Source organism: Orlajensenia flava (assembly GCF_004801905.1).
Classification (GTDB): Bacteria; Actinomycetota; Actinomycetes; order Actinomycetales; family Microbacteriaceae; genus Orlajensenia; species Orlajensenia flava.
The window spans coordinates 44,283-61,591 of the sequence record NZ_SSSN01000015.1; the positions used below are offsets into that span (position 1 = coordinate 44,283).

At 68.3% G+C, this 17,309-nt stretch carries 20 protein-coding genes and 1 tRNA gene; 12 read left to right on the plus strand and 9 right to left on the minus strand.

The features are described from left to right. On the plus strand, positions 1 to 1,410 hold the full coding sequence (locus E6C70_RS15755) for an aspartate aminotransferase family protein (RefSeq protein WP_136425462.1): 1,410 nt from the start codon (positions 1 to 3) through the stop codon (positions 1,408 to 1,410). 265 nt (positions 1,411 to 1,675) lie between these two features. After that, the gene (locus E6C70_RS15760; protein ID WP_136425463.1) at positions 1,676 to 1,999 is read left to right on the plus strand and encodes a hypothetical protein; all 324 of its coding nucleotides are present in this window, start codon (positions 1,676 to 1,678) and stop codon (positions 1,997 to 1,999) included. A gap of 63 nt (positions 2,000 to 2,062) precedes the next feature. Here the strand turns inward: E6C70_RS15760 and E6C70_RS15765 are convergent, their stop codons facing one another. Next, positions 2,063 to 3,229 (minus strand): acyl-CoA dehydrogenase family protein, encoded by a 1,167-nt coding sequence (locus E6C70_RS15765; protein WP_136425464.1) that lies wholly within the window; start codon positions 3,227 to 3,229, stop codon positions 2,063 to 2,065. 261 nt (positions 3,230 to 3,490) lie between these two features. On the opposite strand from E6C70_RS15765, the gene E6C70_RS15770 reads away from it, so the two are divergent. Together E6C70_RS15770 and E6C70_RS16790 are read left to right on the plus strand one after the other, a co-directional pair. Next, positions 3,491 to 4,858 (plus strand): NAD-dependent succinate-semialdehyde dehydrogenase, encoded by a 1,368-nt coding sequence (locus tag E6C70_RS15770; protein WP_136425465.1) that lies wholly within the window; start codon positions 3,491 to 3,493, stop codon positions 4,856 to 4,858. Positions 4,859 to 5,072: 214 nt separating this feature from the next. After that, the gene (locus E6C70_RS16790) at positions 5,073 to 5,240 is read left to right on the plus strand and encodes a hypothetical protein (protein ID WP_168770990.1); all 168 of its coding nucleotides are present in this window, start codon (positions 5,073 to 5,075) and stop codon (positions 5,238 to 5,240) included. A 200-nt stretch (positions 5,241 to 5,440) separates the two neighbouring features. Here the strand turns inward: E6C70_RS16790 and E6C70_RS15775 are convergent, their stop codons facing one another. The 6 genes from E6C70_RS15775 to E6C70_RS15800 all read right to left on the minus strand — a co-directional run bounded on the left by E6C70_RS15775 (position 5,441) and on the right by E6C70_RS15800 (position 8,725). Next, complete coding sequence (locus E6C70_RS15775; RefSeq protein WP_136425466.1) at positions 5,441 to 5,794, minus strand: iron chaperone; 354 nt, start codon at positions 5,792 to 5,794, stop codon at positions 5,441 to 5,443. Between the two features lie 217 nt (positions 5,795 to 6,011). Then, positions 6,012 to 6,701: a 50S ribosomal protein L1 gene (gene rplA, locus E6C70_RS15780; protein WP_136425467.1), complete on the minus strand. Its 690-nt coding sequence runs from the start codon at positions 6,699 to 6,701 to the stop codon at positions 6,012 to 6,014. A 74-nt stretch (positions 6,702 to 6,775) separates the two neighbouring features. Continuing rightward, positions 6,776 to 7,204 (minus strand): 50S ribosomal protein L11, encoded by a 429-nt coding sequence (gene rplK / locus E6C70_RS15785; protein WP_136425468.1) that lies wholly within the window; start codon positions 7,202 to 7,204, stop codon positions 6,776 to 6,778. 129 nt (positions 7,205 to 7,333) lie between these two features. Continuing rightward, positions 7,334 to 8,299: a transcription termination/antitermination protein NusG gene (gene nusG, locus E6C70_RS15790; RefSeq protein WP_136425469.1), complete on the minus strand. Its 966-nt coding sequence runs from the start codon at positions 8,297 to 8,299 to the stop codon at positions 7,334 to 7,336. Between the two features lie 34 nt (positions 8,300 to 8,333). Further along, positions 8,334 to 8,609, minus strand: a complete 276-nt coding sequence (secE, locus tag E6C70_RS15795; RefSeq protein ID WP_136425470.1) for a preprotein translocase subunit SecE — start codon at positions 8,607 to 8,609, stop codon at positions 8,334 to 8,336. A 43-nt stretch (positions 8,610 to 8,652) separates the two neighbouring features. Next, a tRNA-Trp gene (locus E6C70_RS15800) sits at positions 8,653 to 8,725 on the minus strand. A 249-nt stretch (positions 8,726 to 8,974) separates the two neighbouring features. On the opposite strand from E6C70_RS15800, the gene E6C70_RS15805 reads away from it, so the two are divergent. From E6C70_RS15805 to E6C70_RS15820, 4 genes are all read left to right on the plus strand, one after another. Next, positions 8,975 to 10,174 carry a pyridoxal phosphate-dependent aminotransferase gene (locus tag E6C70_RS15805; RefSeq protein WP_136425471.1) on the plus strand — a complete coding sequence of 400 codons (1,200 nt, stop codon included), beginning with the start codon at positions 8,975 to 8,977 and terminating at the stop codon, positions 10,172 to 10,174. A 152-nt stretch (positions 10,175 to 10,326) separates the two neighbouring features. After that, positions 10,327 to 10,695, plus strand: coding sequence for a YciI family protein (locus E6C70_RS15810; protein ID WP_328590869.1), 369 nt, complete (start codon positions 10,327 to 10,329; stop codon positions 10,693 to 10,695). A gap of 1 nt (position 10,696) precedes the next feature. Continuing rightward, positions 10,697 to 11,050, plus strand: a complete 354-nt coding sequence (locus E6C70_RS15815) for a YciI family protein (RefSeq protein ID WP_136425472.1) — start codon at positions 10,697 to 10,699, stop codon at positions 11,048 to 11,050. Positions 11,051 to 11,056: 6 nt separating this feature from the next. Then, positions 11,057 to 12,283, plus strand: a complete 1,227-nt coding sequence (locus E6C70_RS15820; RefSeq protein ID WP_136425473.1) for an RNA polymerase sigma factor — start codon at positions 11,057 to 11,059, stop codon at positions 12,281 to 12,283. Between the two features lie 15 nt (positions 12,284 to 12,298). Here E6C70_RS15820 and E6C70_RS15825 read toward each other — a convergent pair whose 3' ends face one another. Continuing rightward, a complete protein-coding gene (locus E6C70_RS15825) occupies positions 12,299 to 12,829 on the minus strand; it encodes a hypothetical protein (protein ID WP_136425474.1) in 531 nt (176 codons plus the stop codon). 397 nt (positions 12,830 to 13,226) lie between these two features. Here E6C70_RS15825 and E6C70_RS15830 point away from each other — a divergent pair, with 397 nt between their 5' ends. Genes E6C70_RS15830 through E6C70_RS15845 form a run of 4 tightly spaced genes read left to right on the plus strand, consistent with a single transcriptional unit; the run spans position 13,227 to position 16,799 of the window. After that, positions 13,227 to 14,120 (plus strand): ABC transporter ATP-binding protein, encoded by an 894-nt coding sequence (locus tag E6C70_RS15830; RefSeq protein ID WP_136425475.1) that lies wholly within the window; start codon positions 13,227 to 13,229, stop codon positions 14,118 to 14,120. After that, positions 14,117 to 14,980, plus strand: coding sequence for an ABC transporter permease (locus E6C70_RS15835; protein WP_136425476.1), 864 nt, complete (start codon positions 14,117 to 14,119; stop codon positions 14,978 to 14,980). The genes E6C70_RS15830 and E6C70_RS15835 overlap by 4 nt, the downstream gene beginning before the upstream one ends. A gap of 35 nt (positions 14,981 to 15,015) precedes the next feature. After that, positions 15,016 to 16,173, plus strand: coding sequence for a sensor histidine kinase (locus tag E6C70_RS15840; RefSeq protein ID WP_136425477.1), 1,158 nt, complete (start codon positions 15,016 to 15,018; stop codon positions 16,171 to 16,173). Further along, on the plus strand, positions 16,170 to 16,799 hold the full coding sequence (locus E6C70_RS15845) for a response regulator (RefSeq protein ID WP_136425478.1): 630 nt from the start codon (positions 16,170 to 16,172) through the stop codon (positions 16,797 to 16,799). The genes E6C70_RS15840 and E6C70_RS15845 overlap by 4 nt, the downstream gene beginning before the upstream one ends. Positions 16,800 to 16,805: 6 nt before the next feature. Here the strand turns inward: E6C70_RS15845 and E6C70_RS15850 are convergent, their stop codons facing one another. Next, positions 16,806 to 17,288, minus strand: a complete 483-nt coding sequence (locus E6C70_RS15850) for an SRPBCC family protein (RefSeq protein WP_136425479.1) — start codon at positions 17,286 to 17,288, stop codon at positions 16,806 to 16,808. Between the last annotated feature and the right edge of the window lie 21 nt (positions 17,289 to 17,309).

The following is a 17,309-nucleotide window of genomic DNA, read 5'->3' on the forward strand; positions in this document are numbered from 1 at the left end:
ATGACCGACACACTCACCCCCACCACCGTCGCCTTCGCCGATCGTCACGGCGTCGAGTACGCGCTCCCGGATGCCGCGGCCGACGCCCAGGTGCGGGCGGACGACCGCGCCCACGTCTTCCACTCCTGGAGCGCGCAGAAGCAGATCGATCCGTTGCCCGTCGCCGGCGGGGACGGCGCGACCTTCTGGGACTACAGCGGCAAGCGCTACCTCGACTTCTCGTCGCAACTGGTCAATCTCAACCTGGGACACCAGCATCCGGATCTCGTCGCCGCCATCCAGAACCAGGCCGGGCGCCTCGCGACCATCCAGCCGGCGATGGCGAGCGACGTGCGGGGCGAGCTCGCGCGACGCATCGCGGGCGTCGCACCCGGCGACCTCGAGCGCGTGTTCTTCACCAACGGCGGGGCGGATGCCAACGAGTTCGCCGTGCGCATGGCCCGTCGGGTGACCGGCCGTCGCACGGTGCTGGCCGCCTACCGCAGCTACCACGGTGGATCGGGCACGCCCATCGCCCTCACCGGCGACCCGCGCCGCTGGGCGAACGAACCGGGCGACCCGTCCGTGAAGCACTTCTTCGGGCCCTACCTCTACCGTTCCGCGTTCTCTGCGACAACGGAGACCGAGGAGACCCGGCGCGCCCTCGAGCACCTCGAGAACGTCATCGTCCTCGAGGGTGCGTCGACCATCGCGGCGATCGTGCTCGAGACCATCGTGGGGACCAACGGAGTGCTGGTGCCGCCGCCCGGCTACCTGCCCGGAGTGCGAGCCCTGTGCGACAAGTACGGCATCGTCTACATCGCCGATGAGGTGATGGTCGGCTTCGGCCGCACGGGTCACTGGTTCGCGGTCGACGGGTTCGACGTCACGCCCGACCTCATCACGTTCGCGAAGGGCGTCAACTCGGGTTACGTGCCGCTCGGCGGCGTGATCATCTCGGAGCGGATCGCCTCGTTCTTCGACGACGTCGTCTTCCCGGGCGGGCTGACCTACTCGGGGCATCCGCTGGCCTGCGCGGCCGGCATCGCGACGTTCGAGGTGTTCGAGCGCGACGGCATCCTCGAGCGCGTGCGCGACCTGGGCTCGCGCGTCGTCGAGCCGACCGTGCGCGGCTGGCTCGAGCGGCATCCCTCGCTCGGAGAGGTGCGCGGCTCCGGGCTGTTCTGGGCGCTCGAGTTGGTTCGCGACCGCGACACCCGCGAGCCGCTGGTGCCGTTCAACGCGACGGGAGCGGATGCCGCGCCCATGGGCGAGGTCGCTGCCGCGTGCAAGGTGGCCGGGCTGTGGCCGTTCATGCACTTCAACCGCATGCACATCGCGCCCCCGCTCGTGATCTCGGAGGAGGACCTCGTGCGCGGCTTGGCGATCATCGACGACGCGCTGACGGTGGCCGACCGCTACGCCCGCTGAGCCCCTTCGCACACGTCTCGCGCCGGTCAGGCTCTGCGCGCCTGGGGCCCGCGGCACTTCTCAGGAGTGGAGCGCGTGTCGTGCGCCGCGACCGCCGCGCGCGGGCCCGCGACGCGCCTCCGTTCCTGCGTTGTGCGACCGGATGGATAGCGCGAAAGCCGGTTTCCACGCAAGTGTCACCGCGGGGTCACGGCATCCGCTAACGTGATGCAGCGCCGCCACAGCGGCGCACTCCCTCACCCTCACACATTAAGGACATCCCTCCGTGGTTGCAATCTCCTGGCTCCTCCTCATCGGCGCCGTCGGCGGCGTTCTCGCCGTCATCGACGGCATCATGCGCGTTCGCGGTCGCGGCACCTCCATCCTCGGCGTCGTCGAGATCATCGCCGCAGCCCTGTTCGTGCTGGCGCTGTTCCTGACGGGCATCCCGTTCGGTGCCGTGACGCTCGCCATCGTGACGCTGATCGTGCTCCTGATCGCCGCCATCACGGGTCGCGCGCGCTACACGATCGCCATCGTCGCGGGCATCCTGCTGGTGATCTGGCTGGTGCTGGCGCTGGGCTGGCTCCACATCCCCGGCATCAACTAGCACGACGCACGAAGCGCCCCTCACCAGCCGGTGCAGGGGCGCTTCGTCATCCCGGGCCACGGGTCAGGAGAACGCGGCGATGCCCGTCAGTTCCCGTCCGAGCACGAGCTGGTGGATCTCATCCGTTCCCTCATAGGTGCGCACAGCCTCGAGGTTGGCGGCGTGCCGCATGACCGGGAATGCGTCGGTGATGCCGTCGCCGCCGAGCAGGGCCCGCGCACGGTGGGCGATCTCGAGCGCCTCGCGCACGCTGTTGAGCTTGCCGACGCTGATCTGGGCCGGCGTGATGGCTCCGCGCTCCTTGAGCCGGCCGAGGTGAAGCGCGAGCAGCATGCCCTTCTCGTACTCGACGAACATGTCGGCCAGTGCGCCCTGCACGAGCTGGCGGGCGCCGATCGGAGCACCGAAGACCTCACGCGTGCGCGACCGCCCGATGGCCGCCTCGAGGCATGAGCGCGCAGCACCCATCGCGCCCCAGACGATGCCGTAGCGCGCCTCATTGAGACATTGGAAGGGGGCGGACAGCCCACGGGCCTCGGGGAGCATCGCGGATGCCGGCACCCGAACGCTCTCGAGGGTGACATCGCACTGGATGGACGCGCGCATCGCGAACTTGCCGTCGATGGGCGTCGCCGTGAACCCGTCGGCCGAGGTGGGCACCAGGAAGCCTCGGACCACCCCGTCCTCGTCCTTCGCCCACACGACGGCGACATCCGCGATGCTCGCCAGTCCGATCCATCGCTTCGCTCCGTCGAGCACCCAGTCGTCGCCGTCGCGCCGCGCCGTCGTGCTCATCGCCGCAGGATCGCTGCCGCCCGCCGGCTCCGTGAGCGCGAAGCATCCGATCGCCTCTCCGCGCGCCATCCGCGGCAGCCACTCGTGCTTCTGCTGCTCGGAGCCGTGCTTGGCGATGGCCGACATCGCCAGCGAACCCTGGACCGAGACGAACGTGCGCCAGCCGCTGTCGGCCGCCTCGAGTTCGTGGCAGACCAGACCGTATGCGACCGCGCCGGCCCCGGCGCATCCGTAGCCCTCGATGTGCATGCCGAGGAAGCCCGCCTCCGCCAGCGCGGGCACCAGCTCCCGGCGGAAGTGCTTGTTCTCGAAGTCCGCGTCGATGATGGGCAGGATGCGCTCGGTCGCGAAGGCACGCGCCCTCGCCTGCCACGCGCGCTCCTCATCGGTGAGAAGGGCATCGAGGTCGAAGACGGTGTCGACGATGAGACTCATGGGTGCCATTCTGGTCGGGATGCGACGGCGGCGAGCGCGACCCGTCTTGGCTCCGGTCCTCGCTGCGATGCGTCTTTCCACGGATTTCGTGGTCGTTGGCGCGTTCAGGTTCGGATTGCGTCGTGAAATGGCACTCGCCCCGTGGATACCATCGGATTCGAGATGACATCCGCCCGACACTCGCCTAGGCTGGCAGGTGACATGCCGGATGGCGGGCGCTCGTTCAGCGCTGCCGCTCGGAGCACCGGAGAAAGGACTCCCATGACCGACTACGCCGTCATCAACCCCGCAACGGGCGAGACTCTCAAGAGTTACCCCACGATCAGCGATGCCGACCTCGACGCGGCGATCGGCCGTGCGGATGGCGCCTACCGCAGCTGGGGGCGCACCTCGAGCGTCGAGGAACGCGCGGCGCTCATCCGTCGCGTCGGCGACCTGCACACGGAGCGTCGAGACGAACTCGCCGCCATCATCGTGCGCGAGATGGGCAAGCCCCTCGAGCAGGCCTACGGCGAGGTCGACTTCGCCGCGGACATCTACCGCTACTACGCCGACACCTCCCCCGACGTGCTGGCCGACCAGCCGGTCGAGTTGCTCGCCGGAGACGGGAGCGCCGTCATCCGCCGTGGCCCGCTCGGCGTGCTCCTCGGCATCATGCCGTGGAACTTCCCGTACTACCAGGTGGCCCGCTTCGCCGGCCCCAACGTGATCATCGGCAACTCCATCCTGCTCAAGCACGCCCCGCAGTGCCCGGAGTCCGCCGAGGCGATCGAGCGGATCTTCGCCGACGCCGGCTTCCCCGACGGCGTCTACGTCAACATCTACGCCACGAACGAGCAGATCGAGCACGCCATCGGCGACCGTCGCGTGCAGGGCGTCTCGCTCACCGGCTCCGAGCGCGCCGGTGCCGCCGTCGCCGAGATCGCCGGACGCAACCTCAAGAAGGTCGTGCTGGAGCTCGGCGGGTCCGACCCCTTCATCCTGCTCTCGGCCGACGACCTCGACAAGGTGGTCGAGGATGCCGTCGCCGCGCGCCTGGACAACAGCGGCCAGTCCTGCAACGCCGCCAAGCGGTTCATCGTGCTCGACGAGCTCTACACGCCATTCCTCGACAAGTTCACCGCCGCCCTCGGCGCGGTGCAGCCGAGCGACCCGAGCTCCGAGGACAGCAAGCTCGGCCCGCTCTCCTCCTCCGCAGCGGCCGACCGCCTGCAGGACCAACTCGACCGCGCCGTCGCCGGCGGAGCCGAGCTGCACTCCACCGGCGAGCGTCAGGGCAACTACTTCGCCCCGGCCGTGCTCACCGGAATCACGCCCGAGAACGACGCCTACCACGAGGAGTTCTTCGGACCCGTCGCATCCGTCTACAAGGTGGGCTCGGAGGACGAGGCGATCGCCCTCGCCAACGACATCCCGTTCGGCCTCGGCTCGTACGTCTACACGACGGATGCCGAGCAGGCCCAGCGGGTCGCCGACCAGATCGAGGCGGGCATGGTGTTCGTCAACGTCGTGCTCGCGGACGGGGTCGAGCTCCCGTTCGGCGGCGTGAAGCGCTCGGGCACCGGCCGCGAGATGGGCCGTCTGGGCGCCGACGAGTTCGTCAACAAGAAGCTCATCCGCGTCGGCTGACTCCTTCCCGCCGCGTTTGCAGGACGAGACGCCGGCCACCCGCTGCACAGTGGGTCGCTCGGCTCTCGTCCTGTAAACGAGGTGGTGACTCCGCTCAGCCGGCACGCGTGCCCCGTCCGCAACCCCTCGTGGGAGGGAGACGACGGCGCTAACGTGAGCGGCACTCGGCGAACCTCGCTCGAGCATCCGCGAGCACTACGAAGGAGTGCAGCCCATGAGCGATTCCACCAACGACGACGTGCCGTTCGTCGATTCGGACACCGACAGCCCGCTCGACACCGACATGGACGACAACCTCACCGACTCCGCCGACGCAGACCAGCAGGCGGCCGAGAACGGCGAGGTCGGCGAGGACCTTCCGCCGTCGCCCGACGCGGTTTAGTCCGGGCGGGCTGACGCGAAGCCGACGCGGTGTAGTCCGGCCGGCTGACGCGAAGGCCGAGGCGCGATCAGACGCGGGCGGCCTGTCGCGTGCGGTCAGACGCGCGCGGGCTCATGCGAGCAGCCTCACGCGAGCGGTCAGACGTGCGCTGACGTGAACGGTCAGACCCGAGCGGTCAGACGATGCAGGCTGACCCGTGATCAGTCGAGCGCGGCGTCGATCTCGGCGCGGCGGAGCAGGATGACGCGGTCCACGATGTTCGCGGGCAATGCCTTCTCGACGCTGAAGCGGATGGTGCCCTTCGACAGCGAGTAGCCCTCGAGGTCGTCCGCGACCGCCGAGACGACAGCGGGGCTGAACGGGAACATGGACAGGTGGTTCCTGGTCGCCACCAATCCCACGAGGGAACGCCCGCGATGGCGGAGCGCGGCCATGCCGTAGCTCATGCCTTGGTCGGCGTCGGGCACGAGCTCCTGCGCCCGCTGGCGGATGCCCGTGAGGACAGCACGTTCCGCCTCGTCGAGAGTCGCCAGGTAGTCGTCGAGTTCGCCCATGACAACATCCTGCTCCCCCAGCTCCCCTCCCGACTACCGTATGAAGGCACACTCGTCGTTGATAAGGCGCCGGATGAGGGCCTGGATCCGCGTTGCCTTCATACGATCGACGAGATGCCTTCTTACGGTCGTCCACTCTGCGACCGGCGGCAGGAGACCCCGAGAACGCCGAAGGGGCCCGCCGCGAACGACGAGCCCCTCCTGATGATGCTTGCGCTCAGAGAACGTTGACATCCAGCGGAATGCCGGGGCCGAACGTGGTCGACACGGCACCCTTCTGGATGTAGCGGCCCTTGGCGCTGGACGGCTTCAAGCGCTGGACCTCTTCGATCGCCGCGGCGAAGTTCTCGTCGAGTTGCTCCTGCGAGAACGAGGACTTGCCGACGACGAAGTGCACGTTGGCGTGCTTGTCGACGCGGAACTCGATCTTTCCGCCCTTGATGTCGGAGACTGCCTTGGCCACGTCGGGCGTGACGGTTCCGGTCTTCGGGTTGGGCATGAGGCCGCGCGGGCCGAGCACCTTTCCGAGACGACCGACCTGGCCCATGAGCTCGGGCGTCGAGACGGCCGAGTCGAACGAGGTGTAGCCGCCGGCGACCTTCTCGATCAGGTCGGAGCCTCCGACCTCGTCGGCGCCTGCGGCGATCGCAGCCTCGGCAGCCGCACCGGTCGCGAACACGATGACGCGAGCGGTCTTGCCGGTGCCGTGCGGGAGGATGACGGTGCCGCGCACCATCTGGTCTGCCTTGCGCGGGTCGACGCCGAGCTTCAGCGCAACCTCGACGGTCGAGTCGAACTTGGCCGAGCCGGTCTGCTTGGCGAGGGCGACGGCATCCGTCGCGGTGTAGAACTTGCCGTCTTCGATCTTGTCGGCCGCGGCGCGGTAGGCCCTGGACTTCTGTGCCATGTTGTTTCTCCTTGAGAGAGTGTGGTCATCTGCGCCTGGCGGGCGCTGCCACGAAATGTCTGGTGAGAGGTGGTCTACTCGACCGTGATGCCCATCGAGCGGGCGGTGCCTGCGATGATCTTCGACGCAGCGTCGAGGTCGTTGGCGTTGAGGTCGACCATCTTGGCCTCGGCGATCTCGCGCACCTGTGCGGAGGTGAGCTTGCCGACCTTGGTGGTGTGCGGTACGCCGGAACCCTTGGCGACGCCGGCGGCCTTCTTGATGAGCTCGGCGGCAGGCGGGGTCTTCAGGACGAACGTGAACGAGCGGTCCTCGTAGACGGTGATCTCGACGGGGATGACGTTGCCGCGCTGGGCTTCGGTCGCCGCGTTGTAGGCCTTGCAGAACTCCATGATGTTCACGCCGTGCTGACCCAGGGCCGGGCCGATGGGCGGTGCGGGGTTGGCTGCGCCGGCCTTGATCTGAAGCTTGATCAGACCAGTGACCTTCTTCTTCGGTGCCATTGTTATCTCTCTTTCCTTGTCGAGCACTCCGGATGCCGGAGCGCTCTCCCGCGCGCCCGATCTGGGCGGCGGTGATCTGTCAGCGCGAAGGCGACCTTCGATGGTATCGAGGACGCCCTGCGAAATGTCTTAGAGCTTGGTGACCTGATCGAAGCTGAGCTCGACCGGGGTCTCGCGCTCGAACAGGGAGACGAGCACGGTGAGCTTGCCGCTCTCGGGCTTGATCTCGCTGATCGAACCGGGCAGGCCCGCGAACGAGCCTTCCTTGATGGTGATGGTCTCGCCGATCTCGAAGTCGACCTCGGCCGGGATGACACGCTGGGCGCCCGACGAGCCGCGCGAGCCGGAACCCTTGGCAGCCGGGGCCTCGGTGACCTGCACGAGGCTCTTCAGCATGCCGAAGGCCTCCTCGAACCGCAGCGGGGTCGGGTTGTGCGAGTTGCCGACGAAGCCGGTCACACCGGGGGTGTGCCGAACGACCGACCAGCTGTCCTCGTTGAGGTCCATGCGCACGAGCACGTAGCCCGGGATGCGCACACGGGTGACCATCTTGCGCTGGCCGTTCTTGATCTCGACGACGTCCTCCATCGGAACCTCGACCTGGAAGACGTAGTCCTCCATGGCCATCGAGGTGCGACGGTTCTCGATGTTCGACTTCACGCGACGTTCGAAGCCCGCGTAGGAGTGGATGACGTACCACTTGCCGGGCGCGAAGCGGAGGTCCTGGCGGAATGCCTCGTAAGGGTCCTGTGCGACCTCTTCCTCGGCTTCGGCTGCATCCTCGGCAGCGAACTCCGCCGTGGCGTCCTCGGTCGCTTCGAGAGCGGCCTCTGCCTCATCCGCCGTGTCCACCTCGAGGGCGTCGTCCACGACGGCGTCGGCCTCGGGGTCGTTGGCGTCGGCGATGGCGTCGAGCACGGCATCGAGGTCGATGTCGTTGCCCTCGTCGTCGACGACGTGGATGGCGCCGCTCTCGGCGTTCTCCACGGCTTCCTCGTCGTGTGCGAGGGTGTTGCCCTCTTGGGCCTCGTCATCCTCGGACGACTGCTCTGCAGCGGTCGCCCAGTCGACGTCGTCGTGCTCGGTCTTAGACACGTGCTTTCAATCCTCTATCTGTTGTGCGGTCCGGTCAGCCCTGGGGCGTTCCGAACACGAAGGCCACGACGAGTGCGAACACCCAGTCGAGGCCGGAAACGAGCGCCATCATGATGGCCACGAAGACCAGCACGACTCCGGTGTAGCTGAGCAGCTCCTTGCGGGTCGGGGTGACGACCTTCTTGAGCTCGGCGAGGACCTGGCGGATGAACAGCGACATACGCGCGAACGGACCGCGCTTGGTGTCGCGGTCTTTCTTCGCGTTGGCGACGATGTCCTCGCTGGGCTCCTCGATTACTTTCCGGGCCACCTCGTATACCTTTCGTGGGGCCGGCGTTCGAAGCGCCGACGTGCAGGGCGGACAGGACTTGAACCTGCAACCTGCGGTTTTGGAGACCGCTGCTCTACCAATTGAGCCACCGCCCTATGGCATCCACCGGATGCCGGGATCCCCTGCCCCTGCCGGCCCGCTGCACCGAAAATAGGCGCAGAGAAGCATGGCTGGATTAGGCAACCTCGATAAGTCTACGGGACGCCCTCGCGATAGTGAAACCGATGCGACGGAGCTCACCCCGAGCGGGGCGGCGCGCGCAGCGGGGGCGGACAGTGCCGCTGTATCCGCGGCGACGACAGTCGGCCCGGGCGGCTCGGATCCGTCCCGGATATGCTCGAGACATGACCGAGAAGGCCCGCATCTCCGCCCGAATCTCCGCCATCGCCGAGTCCGCCACGCTCAAGGTCGACTCCAAGGCGAAGGCGCTGCAGGCTGCCGGGCGGCCCGTCATCAGCTACGCGGCCGGCGAGCCGGACTTCGCCACTCCCGCGCACATCGTCGAGGCGGCCCTCGCAGCCGTCCACGACCCGAAGAACTACCGCTACACGCCTGCCGTCGGGCTGCCCGACCTGCGCGAGGCGATCGCCGCGAAGACGCTGCGCGACTCGGGACTCGAGGTGTCGCCGAGCCAGGTGATCGTCACGAACGGCGGCAAGCAGGCCGTCTACCAGTCCTTCCAGACCCTACTCGACCCGGGCGACGAGGTACTCGTCCCCACCCCGTACTGGACGACCTACCCCGAGGCGATCAAGCTCGCCGGCGGCGTGCAGGTCGACGTCTTCGCTGGCAGCGACCAGGGCTACCTCGTCACCGTCGAGCAGCTCGAGGCCGCGCGCACCGAGAAGACGAAGGTGCTGCTGTTCGTCTCTCCCTCCAACCCGACCGGAGCCGTCTACTCTCCCGAGCAGACTCGCGAGATCGGCGAGTGGGCGCTCGAGCACGGCCTCTGGGTGATCAGCGACGAGATCTACCAGAACCTCACCTACGACGGCGTGCGCGCCGTGTCGATCGTCGACGCGGTCCCTGAACTGGCAGACCGGACCATCCTGGTCAATGGGGTCGCCAAGACCTATGCGATGACCGGATGGCGGCTCGGATGGATGGTCGGCCCGGCCGACGCCATCAAGGGCGCCGCCAACCTGCAGTCGCATCTGACGTCCAACGTCTCCAACATCTCGCAGCGCGCGGCGATCGAGGCACTCAACGGCCCGCAGGACACGGTCGAGGAGATGCGGCAGGCGTTCGATCGCCGGCGCCGGCTCATCGTCCGCGAGCTGAACAAGATCCCGGGCGTCGTCACGCCCACCCCAGAGGGCGCCTTCTACGTCTACCCCGACGTGACCGGGCTGCTCGGCCGCGAATGGGGCGGGGTGACGCCGACGACATCACTCGAGCTCGCCGACCTCATCCTCGAGCAGGCCGAGGTCGCTGTGGTTCCCGGTGAGGCGTTCGGCCCGAGCGGCTACCTGCGGCTCAGCTATGCGCTGGGCGACGAGCCGCTGCTCGAGGGTGTTCAGCGCCTCCAGCGCCTGTTCGCCTGAGCGCTCCCTCCGACACCGTCGCCGAGAACGCAGTTCTTGCGGGTCCGGCTCCCTCGAGACCCGCAACGCCTGCGTTCTCGCGCACGCTCGGCGAAAAAAGTTTCTGCCGGGTGTCGAAATGAGCGTTCCGCCGTTCGTCGCACTGTCATAGCGTGACGACAACGAAGGAGAACGCGATGCAGTACATGATGTTCGTGGCGACCGATCCCGAACCCGACACCGACGTCGAAGACAACGTCGAGGAGTGGGTGCGGGAGAACGACGCCAGCGGAGTGCGGGTGCGCGGCGAGCGGCTGCGCCCGGCGTCGGAGGCGAAGACGCTCCGCCTGCGGGGAGGTGAGCTGATGGTCACCGACGGGCCGTTCACCGAGGCGAAGGAGTGGATCGCCGGGTACGACATCCTCGAGTGCGAAAGCCTCGAGCATGCGATCGACGTCGCGTCCCGGCATCCGATGGCTCGGTACGGTCGAATCGAGGTGCGTGCCTTCTGGCCGTTCGACGGCTCTGACGAAGGGGAGTGAGATGCAGTACCTGCTGCTGTTCGCGACCGCGGAGGATGGCGACCCGTACGTTGCCGAGGAGGACGACATCGTCCAGTGGGTCCAGCACACGCGCTCGATCGGAGCCGACCTCGGCGGCGAACGACTGCGACCACCGGAGGACGCCACCACGGTCACTCGCCGAGGGGGACGGACCATCGTGACCGACGGACCGTTCACCGAGTCGAAGGAGTGGATCGCCGGATACGGCATCCTCGAGGCAGCCGACCTCGACGCCGCGATCGAGTTGGCATCACGGCATCCGATGGCCCGCTACGGCCAGGTGGAGATCCGGCCAGTGTGGTCATTGAACCTCGACCTCGGCGACGCGTCGTGAGCTTCGATGGCTGATGCGGTCGGGGAGGCGGTGGCGCGAGTCCACTCGAGCGAATGGTCCCGCATCGTCGCCTCCCTCATCCGCACCACGCACGACTGGTCACTGGCCGAGGACGCGGCCCAGGACGCCTTCGAGAAAGCCCTCGCGACCTGGCCATCATCGGGCGTGCCCGACAACCCCGGTGCGTGGCTCACCACCGTCGCACGCCGGGCCGCCCTCGATCGCATCAGGCGCGGCAATACCGAGCTGACCAAGATGGAGGAGGTCGCCGTGATGGAACGCCTGAACGAGACCCCGTCCGACGATATCGACGACCGGCTGCGGCTCATCTTCACCTGTGCCCACCCGGCGTTGCCGCTCGAGGCGCGCGTGGCACTGACGCTCCGAACCGTCGCCGGGCTCACCACGCCGGAGATCGCGCGGGCGTTCCTCGTGAGCGAGCCGACCATGGCGCAACGGCTGGTGCGAGCGCAACGCAAGATCACGCACGCCGGCATCCCCTATCGCGTGCCGCCGCCCGAGCAGCTCGCCGAGCGACTGAGCGGCGTGCTTGCCGTGATCTACCTCGTCTTCAACGCCGGCTACACGCTCACCGACGACACCGAGCACGATTCGGCGCTCGCGGGTGAGGCCATCCGCCTCGGACGGCTGATCTGCGACCTCATGCCGAGGGAAGGCGCCGCATACGGGCTGCTCGCGCTCATGCTCCTGCAGCACAGTCGGCACGCGGCGCGCAGGGGGCTGGACGGCGAGATCGTCTCCCTCGACGACCAGGACCGCACCCTGTGGGACGCCACGCTGATCCGTCAGGGCATCGCCGCTCTCGATGTCGCCGCCAAGCACGGCACCTACGACCACTACCAACTGCTCGCCCTCATCGCCTCCGTGCACGCCGTGGCGCCGTCGCCCGAGGCCACCGACTACATCCGGCTCGCCGACTACTACGCGGTGCTCGCCCGACTTGACCCGAGCCCGGTCGTCTCGCTCAACGCGGCGATCGCCCGTGGGATGGCGCACGGCCCGGCCGCGGGCCTCGCCGCCGTCGACGCGGTCGCGGCTTCCGGTTCGCTCGACCACTACTACCTGCTGCCGGCGGCGCAGGCCGACTTCCTGCGCCGGCTCGGACGAGCGGATGCCGCCGCCGTGCGTTACGAGGACGCGATAGCGCTCGCACCGGACGGCCCCGAGCGCCGCTACCTCGAGCGTCGTCGCGCGGCACTGCGCCACCCTTGACCTCCGGGCGGCTCGTCAGACACCGTAGTTGGCTAATGGAGCCCAGAGCTTCGTAACTGAATCGCTGGCGTCGGAGATCACGGCGACCGCGAGGTTCCAACCTGTTGTGTCCGTGCCTGCAATAGGAGCAGCTGGGACTGGATCGACTCGAACCCAGGACGTCTCTATCCCGGGCGTCCCGGAGGACAGGTGCGCGACGTCGTCGGGGAACATGGATTCGACTTTCGTGGTCGGCCAACCAATTGCCGGACCACCGACAGCCTCGATATGAACTCCATCGAGGCTCTCTACGGTGACTTGAAGATAGAAGTCCGGCCAGTATGGATCCGAGCCCCCTATGGATTGGTCGGTAAGACGGAACCCGCCCCAATCGTAGTAGGTTGCAGGCGGGCTCTCGTAGCCACCTGCGGAGCCGGTCTCGTTCGCGGGCCCAAACAAAGCTTGCAAGTAAGCGATTGCTTCCTGCGCGTCGTGGTCATAGTGAAAGGTGGCGAGCACGGCATTGGAGCCGTCTCGGACCGTGACGGCTCCGCCGCCGATGACCATCGTCGACGCTTCGGGAGCAGCCGTCTTCGTCGGCAGGGGCGCTCCGGACGGGGTCGGTTGCAACTCTGTCGAGGTCGAGGTCGGGGTCGGTGGGAGATCGGGCTGAAGCTGACTTGTACATCCGCTGAGAGCAAGCGCCGACAGTCCTAACATGAGCACCGCGAGACTCTGACGCATCCGCTCCCCCCTCCTCCTTGCAGCAAGCAGCCGCCGCGGCCTGAGGCGAGCATATCGATTCGAGGAATGTGATTGATCACGATTCCGACATATACCCCCCCCCCCCCCGCCCCCCCCGCCACGCTCGACCGGCGCCGCGGCGCGCATCCGTCGACTGGTGGATGCGGCGCTCATCCGTCCGGGCCTGACGGTGCCGCGTGGATGCTGGCACGCTGGGGGCATGACGATGAGTGATGAGGCCGTGACGGTCCGCGACCTCCGCAAGCGGTACGGGCAGATGGTGGCCCTGGACGGCGTGAGCTTCGAGATCCATCGCGGCGAGACGTTCGCGCTGCTCGGCCCCAACGGCGCCGGCAAGTCGACGACGATCGAGATCCTCGAGGGCTACCGCGACCGTTCCAGCGGCGAGGTCGACGTGCTCGGCACCGATCCCGGTCACTCCACCCTCGCGTGGAAGGCGAAGCTCGGCATCGTGCTGCAGTCGACCGCGGAGGCCGGCACCATGACGGTGACCGAGCAGTTGCGCCACTTCGCCGGCCTGTTCCCGCGGTCGCGTGACGTCGACGAGGTCATCGACGCCACCGGCCTCCGCGAGAAGGCGAAGGTCCGCATCAGCAAGCTCTCCGGCGGCCAACGTCGCCGGGTCGACGTGGCCCTCGGCATCATCGGCCGCCCCGAGCTGCTTTTCCTCGACGAGCCGACAACGGGCTTCGACCCCGAGGCACGCCGCGACTTCTGGAGCCTCATCCGCCAGCTCAAGGCCGAGGGGACCACCATTCTCCTCACCACGCACTACCTCGACGAGGCGGCGCAGCTGAGCGATCGAGCCGGCGTCATCAACCACGGGCGGCTCATCGACATCGGCCGCATCGACGAGATCGGGGAGGCGGATGCGCGCGTGCCGATCGTGCGCTGGCGCGATCGCGACGGCATCCGTCAGCGGCGAACCACCGAGCCGGCCGCCCTCGTCACCGCGCTGGCCGCCGAGTTCGGTCATGAGCCCCCGGAACTCGAGGTGATCCGCCCCAGCCTGGAGGACATCTACCTCGACCTGGTCGCCGACGACGCAGCGGCCGAGAGTGCCGTGAGCGAGACCGAGGAGGTGGTCGCATGACCGCCGTGGCGAACGACACCGACACCAGCCGCCCCCGCGCCGCCGCCCGCCCGCGCATCCTCGCCAACGGGATGTCGCGCATCCGCTACGAGGTGAAGACCTACTTCCGCTCCCCCGACGCCGTCTTCTTCACGTTCCTCTTCCCCGTCATCATGCTGGGCATCTTCACCTCGGCGTTCAGCTCATCGGGGGACATCGTGCCCGCTCGGGGTGAGGCGGGCGTCAGCGTCGGAGCGTACTACCTGCCCGGACTGGTCGCCGCCGGCCTGCTGCTCAGCGGCGTGCAGAACCTCGCCATCGAGATCGCCGGCGAGAAGAGCAACGGCACCCTCAAGCGGCTCGGGGGCACCCCACTCTCCCCGGTGAGCTACTTCATCGGCAAGATCGGCCAGGTGTTCGTCACGGGCACCCTGCAGGTGGCGCTGCTCCTCGTGGTCGCCCGCGTGGTGTTCGGCATCGCCCTCCCGACCGAGCCCGAGGTCTGGCTGCGGTTCGCCTGGGTGTTCGTGCTCGGCATCACCACCTCGGCGCTGCTGGGCATCGCGCTCTCGGCTCTCCCGCGGTCGGGACGCAGCGCATCCGCCGTCATCCTGCCGGTCGTGCTCGTGCTGCAGTTCATCTCGGGCGTCTACCTGCAGTTCTACCTGCTGCCCGACTGGATGCAGAACATCGCCAGCGTGTTCCCGCTGAAGTGGATGGCGCAGGGCATGCGATCCGTCTTCCTCCCCGACTCCTTCGCGAAGCTCGAGGTGCACGACTCGTGGGAGCTCGGCTGGATCGCCCTGGTGCTGCTGGGCTGGCTGGTCGTCGGCCTCGTGCTCAGCCGCATCACCTTCCGCTGGATCCGCAAGGACGGATGAGGCGCGCGGCGCCGGCTCGATGAGAGAGTGATGGCATGAGCAGGACGATCTGGTGGGATGTCGCGGCATTCACCGCCGCGACCGTCACCGTGATCCTCGCGTCGATCGGCACTCCGTTCGACGCTGCGTCGTGGGGTGTGCTGGCGTGCGCCGTGGCGTTCCTCGCCGCGCACTTCGGGTACGCGCGCCGGCACATCGAGGAGCAATCCGCCCGCTCGACTCTCATCATCGCGCTCCTCTATGCGGCCGTGATCGCGGTGGGGTGCGCCTTCAACCCCAGCTTCGCCATCCTGCAGGCCTTCGTGTATCCGGCGATCTGGTTCGCCGCCGTCGACACCCGTACGGCCATCATCGGCAACGTCGCCGTCGCGGTCGCGGTGGTGATCGGATCGGTGGTGTTCTACCCGCCGCCCCAAGGGCTCGTCATCGGACTCGGGGTCGCCCTGCTCTCGTTCGGCTTCTCGCTGGCTCTCGGGCTGTGGATCACGCGCATCGCCGAGTTCGGCAACGAGCGCGCCCGCCTGCTCGCGGAGCTGCAGGCGACGCAGGGCGAGCTCGCCGCCCTGCACCGCGACGCGGGCGTCTCGAGCGAACGCGAGCGACTGGCCCGCGAGATCCACGACACCATCGCCCAGAGCCTCACGGGCCTCGTGATGCTCGCGGAGCGGGCCGAGCGCGAGCTGGCCGTCGACGACGCCGGGCGCGCGGTCGAGACGGTGACCATCATCGAGTCGATGGCGCGCGAGGCGCTCACCGAGGCTCGCTCGCTCGTGGCGGCGATGGCACCGGTGCGGGTCGATTCGACATTGACGGATGCGCTGACGCGGCTCGGCGAACGGTTCGAACGCGAGACCGGCGTCCGGGTCACGACGGCGGTGAGCGTGACACCGCTCGATCGCGAGCTCGAGGTGGTGTTGCTGAGGTGCACCCAGGAGGCGCTCGCCAATGTGCGCAAGCACGCGCGGGCCTCTGCGGCATCCGTCGTCATCAGCCAGCTCGACGCGGTGACGACACTGACCGTCACCGACAACGGCGTCGGCTACGTCGACGGAGGAAGCCAGACGGGCTTCGGCATCAGCGGCATGCGGGAGCGGGTGGCGATCGTGGGCGGAGACGTCGAGTTGACCGGCAGTGACCCGGGTGGAACGGTGCTCACGGTGAGCATTCCATCACGGGAGAGGATGGCGACATGATCCGCGTCATCGTGGCCGACGATCATCCCATCGTCCGCGGAGGCATCGTCGGCCTGCTCGCGGCGGTCGACGACATCGAGGTGGTCGGGGAGGCAGCCGACGGCGCCGAGGCGATCACCCTCGCCGAGGCGCTCTCCCCCGACCTCGTCCTCATGGACCTGCGGATGCCCGGAGTCGGCGGCGTGGAGGCGACGGCGCACATCGTGGCGGCGCCGGGCTCGACGCGTGTGCTCGTGCTCACGACCTACGAGAACGACGACGACATCCTCGGGGCGATCGAGGCAGGCGCCAGCGGTTACCTGCTGAAGGCCGCACCGCAGGAGGAGATCGTGGCGGGGGTGCGTGCGGTGGCGGCCGGGCAGACCGTGCTGGGCCCGTCCATCGCGGCGACGCTGGTGAATCGGGTGCGGTCCGAGTCGACGCCCGCGCCCGCGCCTCGCCTCTCGGCTCGCGAACTCGACGTGCTGCGCCTCGTCTCCGACGGTCGGTCGAACCCCGAGATCGGGCGGGAGCTCTTCATCGGGGAGGCGACCGTGAAGACGCACCTGCTGCACGTGTTCGAGAAGCTCGAGGTCAGCGACCGCACGCGCGCCGTCACGAAGGCGATGGAGCTCGGGCTGCTCTGAGTGCTTTCAGGCTGCCTGGTCTCCGCCCTCCGCACCCTCGCGCGCCACGCGCTCGATCTCCTCGCGGAGCCTGACGGCGAGGCCCTCGTGGGCGATGCGCAGCTGGCGGAAGGCGTAGCCGAACAACAGCAGGGGCGCCGTCATCGTCACCGTGGTGCGGGCGTGCACCGTGCCGTCGGCCTCGTCGACGAGCTCGGTCTCGTTCTTGACGATCGTGCGGGGCCGCTGCCGCGCGACGGTCACCACACGAGCGGCGTCGACCTCGAGCACGTCCGTGAGGTAGCGGACGCGGAAGGGGATGGGGCCGAGACGCAGCCGGTCGGTGATGCGGTAGCTGCGCAGCGATCCGTCGGCCGTCGGCAGCTTCTCGACGTTCACGATGAACGGATGAAGCGCGGCGTGCTTGGAGTATTCGGTGAGCAGGGGCCAGGCATCGTGGGCGTGACCGGCCGCGACGATGTCATAGCTGAAGGAACGGGTGCGGGACACGACCGTCACTGTAGCGACGCT